Here is a 6,740-nt window from a genome sequence, read left to right as displayed (position 1 = left end):
TCGAGACAGCGGGCGGGCCCGCCGCCTCCTCGACCTGGTCGACCTGCGCCAGATCGGCGGCGACGACGCGGACCTGCCCGGCGGCGGCCCGCCCGTCCGCCTGGTGGTGATCCTCGACGCGGGCGCCGCGCTCGACGGCGAGGACGCGCACCGGCTCCTGCGCCTGGTCGAGGACGGCCCGACCGCCGGCGTCCCCGTCCTCCTGGTGGAGACCGACACACCGGCCGCCGAATCCGTCCGCACGGTCCGCCTCCGGCAGTCCTGCAACAACCTCCCGTCCAGCGCGGACGCCATCGCCGACTCCTGGGTCGGCACCGACTGGACGCTCACCCCCGACGTCCTCCCGGACGCCGCCGGCGGGCAAGCCCCCGCCCTCCTGACCCACGTCCTGTCCCTCCACGCCCGCACCCTGGCCTCCTACGACTGAAGCGTTGCCATGGCTTGACCGCCCGATGACGAAAGGGCGCATTGGGCATCGCCGTACCCTGCGTAGCGTGACGGCATGGCGAACGCCGTCTCACGACAGCAGGTCATCGATGTGGCGACCCGGCTGTTCAGCGAACTCGGCTACGACGGAACATCCCTGCGGCTCCTGGCGGACGCGATGGGGGTCGACCCCGGTGCGATCATCGAGATCGCGGGGGACAAACGGGAGCTCTACCTGGAGGTGATGAGCCGTGCCTTCGAATCCGAACGCACCATGCTCGAACGCGCCGTCTCCCAGACGGAACCCGGCCGGACCGCCGTCCACCAGATAGTCGACGCCTACCTGGACTTCCACCTGGCACACCCGCACAACCGCTCCCTGTGGGCGCACCGCTGGGTGGACGACGCCGCCGACATCTCCGAACTGGAGGACCGCTACGCCCGCCCGCTCCTGACGCTGGCCGCCCACAAGATCCGCGACGTGGTCCCCTCCGACGTCGACCCCTACTACCTCCTCGGCACCATGGTCTGGTGCGTCCACGGCTTCCTCGGCTCAGGCGTCCTGGAACGCACCCAGGGAATGCGCAGAGCCGACAACCCCGAGGCCGTAGCCTCCTTCCGCCACCACCTGCACGTCCTCATGGACAAACTTCTGGCCCCCGCCCCCTCGACCGCTCGCTGACCGACGCGGTGGCTGGTGGCCCCGGCCTACACCGGCTCGGCGGTGGGACCGCCGGGCCGGGGTGCGTCAGCGCCCGAGGGCGATGGGGAGGGAGAGCGGGCCGATGGTGAAGAAGGACGGGGAGTAGGGGACGTCGTCGGGGTCGATGGCGAGGGCCAGGTCCGGCAGCCGCCGGTACAGCGTGGCGAGCGCCAGCCGTCCCTCCAGGCGGGCCAGTGACGCGCCGATGCAGTAGCGGGGGCCGTGGCCGAAGCTGAGGCGCGTGTTCTGAACCCGCGTGATGTCGAACTGGTCGGCGGTTTCGCCGTGCTCGGCCGGGTCGATGCCGCTCACCTGGTAGACGACGCCGACCGCCTGGCCCTTGGGGATGTCGACGCCGGCGATCGTCACGTCCTCCGCGGTGAAGCGCCAGCTGGTCATCATCACCGAGTGGCGGTAGCGCAGGGTCTCGGCGACCACGTCGTCCCAGCGGTCCTCGGCCTTCGCCAGCGCGAGCTGGTCGGGGTTCTGGGCCAGCGCCAGGACGGCGTGGCCGAGCATGTGGACGGTGGTCTCGTGGCCGGCGACGAGCATCAGCCACAGCACGCCGACCAGCTCTTCGGTGGTGAGCCTGTCCCCTTCGTCCTGCGCCAGCACCAGGCCGGAGGTGAGGTCGTCGCCGGGGGTCTGCCGTTTGCGATCCACCAGTTCGTGCAGGTATGCCTGGAGGGCCTTCTGCGTCGCGAACGCCTCCTCCGGAGGTGTCGTGTGCGCCAGCAGGGCGGCGGTCCAGTTGCGCATCTGGGTCCGGTCCGAGGCGGGCACGCCGAACAGTTCGCAGATCACCCACATCGGCAGCGCCTCGGTGAAGGCGGGGACCAGGTCGACGCCGTCGCCGGCCGCTATCACGTTGTCGAGCAGGTCGTCCACGATCTGCTGGACGCGCGGCTCCAGCGCCTCGATCCGCGCGGGCGTGAAGGCCTTCCCGACCAGGCCGCGCAGCCGCCTGTGGTCGTCGCCGTCCTTGGTGGACAGGTGGCCGCCCTGGACGACGGCGCGCAGCGGCCAGTCCCCGGGGATCGTCCCGTCGTACAGGGCGGGCCAGTTCTCGGGCTCCCTCAGGAAGGTCTTGTTGTCCCCGGCGAGGATCTCCTTGACGGCGTCGTGGGTCAGTGCCAGGTAGGCGGCGACGCCTCCCGGGAACTCCACTTCGACCACGGGACCGATCTCACGCAGCCGGACGCAGGTGTCGAGTGGCTTCTCGTCCGCGGCGGGGAAGGAAGGCAAACCTGTTGACATGTGGTCCCTTTTCGGGGTGCGGGGGGATGGGCGTGGAAACAATCGTCAGCGCCGGGACGTGGTCCTGGTGAGGACGTACTCGACCATGGTGATCAGCACCTGCTTGGCCGACTCCCGGCTGCGCACGTCGCACAGCACCAGCGGCACGTCATCGTCCAGGTCCAGGGCGATCCGCACGTCCTCGGGATCCTTGCGCTCGGCGCCTTCGAAGCAGTTCACCGCGACCATGAACGGGGTGCGGCGGTCCTCGAAGTAGTCGACGGTGCCGAAGCAGTCGGCGAGGCGGCGCACGTCGGCGAGCACCACCGCGCCGACGGCGCCGAGCGCCAGCTCGTCCCACATGAACCAGAACCGCTGCTGGCCGGGCGTCCCGAACAGGTACAGCACCAGGTCGTCCGGGAGCGTGATCCGGCCGAAGTCCATGGCCACGGTGGTGCTGGTCTTGCCGTCGACGCCCGTGGTGTCGTCGACGCCGATGCTCCGGTCGGTGAGGAGCTCCTCGGTGCGCAGCGGGCGGATCTCGCTGATCGAGCCCACCATGGTCGTCTTCCCGACCCCGAACCCGCCCGCGACGAGGATCTTCGCGGCGGTCAGCTGACCGCCCGGGTGCCGGACGGCGGTGTCAGAGTGCGCGTAGTCCATTCAGCAGCTTCCTTAGTACGAGCTCGTCCGGGACGTCGCCGGTGGGAGTCGGTTTCAGCACCCTGAGCGCGTTCTCGTCGCGCAGGTCGTCGACCAGGACCCGCACGACGCCGACGGGCAGGTCGATCTCGGACGCCAGGTCGGCGAAGGTGATCGGCTGCCGGCAGATCGCCAGCAGCCTGCGGTGCTCGGGGTCGAGCCGCACCCGCCGGGGGAGCGGCACGCCGGTCGTCTCCAGCACGGAGATCAGATCGAGGCCGTCGTCGCGGAGCCGGGTCCGGCCCCGCGTGACCGTGTAGGGACGGACGACGGGCCCCGCGTCCCCGTCGAGCCACCGGTCATCGGTCATCCGGGCCTCACCTGGCGCCCGACCCCGACAGCCGGGGCATGAGCGGCGGCCGCTCGGCGATCTCCTCGGCGAGCTGGAACATCCGGAACACGATCGCGCCGGCGTCCACGTCGGCGTCCGCCAGCACGGCGAGGCACGCGTGGTCGCCCGCCGGCACCATGAACACCAGCATCGAGTCCATCTCGATGACGCTCTGCATCAGCTCGCCGCCGTCGAACCGGCGGCACGCGCCGCGGGCGAGCCCCTGCACGCCCGCCACCAGCGCGGCCAGATGCTCGGAGTCCTCCCGGCCGACACCGGAGGAGCAGGCCACGACCAGCCCGTCCCTGGACAGCAGGACCGCACCGCCCACCATCTCCGCGCCGCCGCCCAGGCCGTCGAGAAGCCCGCGCACCTCATCGGCCGTCATCGATGCTTCCGTCATCGTTCGTCCCCCTCGTCACGTCCGGTGGGCTGGGCGGGCGGCGACTCGCTCCGCCCCCGCCGCCATCCGCTCTGCATCGAGGCCATGACCGAACTGGCCCGCTCCGCGGACCGCGCCTCTCGTCCAGCCGGCCGCCGCTCCTCGGGGGCGGACGGCGGGGCGTCGCGCAACTGCGGCGCCAGGTTCGCGCGGCGCACCCGGCGCGGCATCCCCGCATGGGTACCCGCGATAGTGGACGTCGGCTGCGGCGTGGCCGGGGCGGCCTGAACACCCGGCTCGGACGGCGGCTCGGACGACGACGGCATGCCGAGCGGCTCGCGGTCGCCGGACGGCTCGGTGCCACCGGCGCGGTGCCGTCCGACGGAGTCCATCGCATACTCCTGCGTGTCGTGGCCGATGACGTCCACAGGACCGGTGCCGGTGTCGTCCGCCCGGCCGCCCCGATCCACCGGGACGACGAGCGAGTGCGGCAGGAGCACGACGGTCTTGAGGCCGCCGTAGGCGTTCGGCTCCAGCGCCACCTTGATCCCGCGCCGGTGCGCCAGCGTCCCGACGACGAACAGCCCGAGCTGGTCGCCGTGCGTCAGGTCGAACTCCGGCTCGCGGCTGAGCTGCGCGTTGACGGCCGCCAGCTTGTCCGGGCTCATGCCGAGGCCGCGGTCCTGGATCTCCACCACGAAGCCCTGCCCGACCGGCCCGGCGTCCACCTCGACCGGCGTGTTCGGCGGGGACAGGACGGCCGCGTTCTCGATCAGCTCGGCCAGCAGGTGGATCACGTCGGCGACGGCCGAGCCGACGATGCCCTCCTCCGCCGTGCTGACCACCTCGACCCGGGCGTAGTCCTCGATCTCGCCGATGGCGCCGCGCAGCACGTCCAGGATGCCGACCGGGTGGCGCCAGCCGCGGCCGGGCGCGGCGCCGGACAGGATGATCAGCCCCTCGGCGTGCCGCCGCATGCGGGTGGTGAGGTGGTCGATGGCGAACAGGTCGGCCAGGGCGTCCGGGTCGGACGCCTTGCGCTCCAGCGTGTCCAGCATCGCCAGCTGCCGGTGCAGCAGCGACTGGTTGCGCCGGGCCAGGTTCTGGAACACCTGGTTGACCGCCGCGCGCAGCTCGGCCTGGCCGACGGCGGCCTCGACGGCGGTGTGCTGCACGGACGAGAACGCGGCGGCGACGTTGAACACCTCGGCCGTCCTGCCGGCCTCCAGCGGCGGGGCCTCCGCCGCCACGTCGACCTCGTCCCCGCGGCTCAGCCGGCGCACCACGTCGGGCAGCCGCTCCTCGGCCATGGCGTGCGCGGCGTCCTGGAGACCGCGCAGGTCACGGCTGATGCGGCGGCTGAACCGGAGCATGAGGAACGCGGTCAGGACGATCGCGGCCAGGCCGATGGCGCCGATGAGGGCGAGGCGCAGCAGGGTCGCGTCGGAGGCGTCCTTGGCTTCGGCGGCGTTCAGCGCCCGGGACTTCCCGAGCGCACCGTCCACCGCCCCGATGGAGGCCCCCGCGGCGGCCTTCCAGCCGACCGGGGTGATCTGCAGCTTCGCTCCGGGTCGGGTCGCCAGGATGCCGTCCTCCATCGTGGTGAACGACCGTTCGGCGGACGACGCCAGCGCCTGCTTGAACGGAGCGGCGATGGCCGGGTGGAGTTCGGCGAGGTTCGAGCTTTCCAGGAACCGCCGTTCGTACACCAGCCTGCTGACCGCCGCGTACTCGCCGGCGGTCATCCGGCCCCCGTCGGTGAGCACGCCGCCCACCAGCGCTATCTCGCGTCCGCGCAACTCGATGCCGCGCGACATGGCGGCCATGTGGGCCGACTGCTGGAGGCCGTCGCCGGCCACCAGCACGTTGACGTACTGGAAGTGGGCTTCGAGGACGTCGTTGTAGGCGTTGAACGCCGCCAGCCTCGTCAACGCGCGGGAGTCGACCTGGCTCCGGAGTGCGCTGATCCCGTTGAGTTTCTCCATCAGCGCCGACAGCCGCCGCTTCATCGGGCCGGTCAGCGTGGCCTGGAACCTGTCGGAGTCGACGGCCTCGTTCATCTGGACGATCGTGCCGTCCATCTTCTTGCGGACCGCGTCCAGTGACGTGCGCGGCAGGCGGCCGGTACGGCTCAGCCAGGTCACCGACTCCTGCCGTTCCTGGGCCAGGGTGACCAGCATCGGCTGCGCGGCGCCGCCGTAGATCTCGTTGGTGGTGTCGAGGTCGCGCTGGTTGACGGCCTTGGCCGCGGTGCTCTGCGCAGCGAAAGCCCACAACGTGATCAGGGAGATCAGCGGAATGATGATCAGGCCGAAAAGGGAGAACCGGATCGAACGCCGGCGGCGTGGGGTCCTCACCGGGCGAAACAGCCGAGGTCAACGCGGATATGACTGACGTGGTCGTTCATGGTGTCGTCTCTCAGGCTTGGCGGGCACCGGACGGCCGAACTCGGTGACACCGTAACCACCGTCTTGATCATTTGTCTGGAATTCCGTAGATCTTGTGGGCCCGCCGATGGGACCATGTGGCGGTGCCGGATCCCCACCCATGTCTCGGAAGAGGAGAACCCACGTGACGCCGCTGCGAGGCGATTCGCCCAACCGGCTGGACTGGCTGATCGACGGGCTCGTCGAGCGCGTCCCCCAGGTGACCAAGGCGGTGGTGCAGTCGGCGGACGGGCTCCTCATGGGGGCGTCCGCGGGCCTGAGCCGGGAGGACGCGGAGCACCTGTCCGCCCTCGCCGCCGGGGTGCAGAGCCTCGCGCAGGGCGCGCGAAGCCAGTTCGGCGCGGGTGAGGTGCATCAGACGATCATCGAGATGCGCAACGCGTTCCTGTTCGTCACCGCGGCGGGCGAGGGCGCCTCACTGACCGTCCTCACCGACGCCGACGCCGACCCGGCGCAGATCAGCTACGAGATGACCCTCCTAGTAGGCCGCGTCGGCGAACACCTAGCATCCCG

The 6,740-nt window shown here is 71.2% G+C and carries 7 protein-coding genes and 1 pseudogene; 3 read left to right on the top strand and 5 right to left on the bottom strand.

The features are described 5' to 3' along the window. Positions 1 to 427 (top strand): annotated as a pseudogene (locus tag HUX53_RS23560) (stress protein); the annotation flags it as partial. A gap of 75 nt (positions 428 to 502) precedes the next feature. Then, the gene (locus tag HUX53_RS23555) at positions 503 to 1,108 is read left to right on the top strand and encodes a TetR/AcrR family transcriptional regulator (RefSeq protein ID WP_176405404.1); all 606 of its coding nucleotides are present in this window, start codon (positions 503 to 505) and stop codon (positions 1,106 to 1,108) included. A 66-nt stretch (positions 1,109 to 1,174) separates the two neighbouring features. Here HUX53_RS23555 and HUX53_RS23550 read toward each other — a convergent pair whose 3' ends face one another. The 5 genes from HUX53_RS23550 to HUX53_RS23530 are packed head-to-tail and all read right to left on the bottom strand — an operon-like array spanning position 1,175 to position 6,137. Then, positions 1,175 to 2,386 (bottom strand): cytochrome P450, encoded by a 1,212-nt coding sequence (locus HUX53_RS23550; RefSeq protein ID WP_217919804.1) that lies wholly within the window; start codon positions 2,384 to 2,386, stop codon positions 1,175 to 1,177. 45 nt (positions 2,387 to 2,431) lie between these two features. Then, a complete protein-coding gene (locus HUX53_RS23545) occupies positions 2,432 to 3,028 on the bottom strand; it encodes an ATP/GTP-binding protein (protein ID WP_176405402.1) in 597 nt (198 codons plus the stop codon). Further along, positions 3,009 to 3,377 carry a DUF742 domain-containing protein gene (locus HUX53_RS23540; RefSeq protein ID WP_176405401.1) on the bottom strand — a complete coding sequence of 123 codons (369 nt, stop codon included), beginning with the start codon at positions 3,375 to 3,377 and terminating at the stop codon, positions 3,009 to 3,011. The genes HUX53_RS23545 and HUX53_RS23540 overlap by 20 nt, the downstream gene beginning before the upstream one ends. Before the next feature lie 7 nt (positions 3,378 to 3,384). Next, positions 3,385 to 3,801 carry a roadblock/LC7 domain-containing protein gene (locus tag HUX53_RS23535; RefSeq protein ID WP_176405400.1) on the bottom strand — a complete coding sequence of 139 codons (417 nt, stop codon included), beginning with the start codon at positions 3,799 to 3,801 and terminating at the stop codon, positions 3,385 to 3,387. Next, positions 3,798 to 6,137 carry a nitrate- and nitrite sensing domain-containing protein gene (locus HUX53_RS23530; RefSeq protein ID WP_176405399.1) on the bottom strand — a complete coding sequence of 780 codons (2,340 nt, stop codon included), beginning with the start codon at positions 6,135 to 6,137 and terminating at the stop codon, positions 3,798 to 3,800. Before HUX53_RS23530 ends, HUX53_RS23535 begins: the two co-directional genes overlap by 4 nt. Positions 6,138 to 6,351: 214 nt before the next feature. On the opposite strand from HUX53_RS23530, the gene HUX53_RS23525 reads away from it, so the two are divergent. Further along, positions 6,352 to 6,740: roadblock/LC7 domain-containing protein (locus HUX53_RS23525; RefSeq protein ID WP_309237395.1), on the top strand; the 389-nt coding region annotated here is incomplete at its 3' end.

The sequence above is a fragment of the Actinomadura sp. BRA 177 genome (assembly GCF_013372625.1).
In the GTDB taxonomy this organism is placed as follows: Bacteria; Actinomycetota; Actinomycetes; order Streptosporangiales; family Streptosporangiaceae; genus Spirillospora.
Note: the sequence above shows the minus strand (reverse complement) of the source record. Positions and strands in the feature narration are given on the sequence as shown.

Excerpts from the sequence above, each read along its gene's own strand:
- HUX53_RS23550 (WP_217919804.1), bottom strand. The coding sequence starts at position 2,386 with ATGTCAACAGGTTTGCCTTCCTTCCCCGCCGCGGACGAGAAGCCACTC.
- HUX53_RS23545 (WP_176405402.1), bottom strand. The coding sequence starts at position 3,028 with ATGGACTACGCGCACTCTGACACCGCCGTCCGGCACCCGGGCGGTCAG.
- HUX53_RS23540 (WP_176405401.1), bottom strand. The coding sequence starts at position 3,377 with ATGACCGATGACCGGTGGCTCGACGGGGACGCGGGGCCCGTCGTCCGT.
- HUX53_RS23555 (WP_176405404.1), top strand. The coding sequence starts at position 503 with ATGGCGAACGCCGTCTCACGACAGCAGGTCATCGATGTGGCGACCCGG.
- HUX53_RS23535 (WP_176405400.1), bottom strand. The coding sequence starts at position 3,801 with ATGACGGAAGCATCGATGACGGCCGATGAGGTGCGCGGGCTTCTCGAC.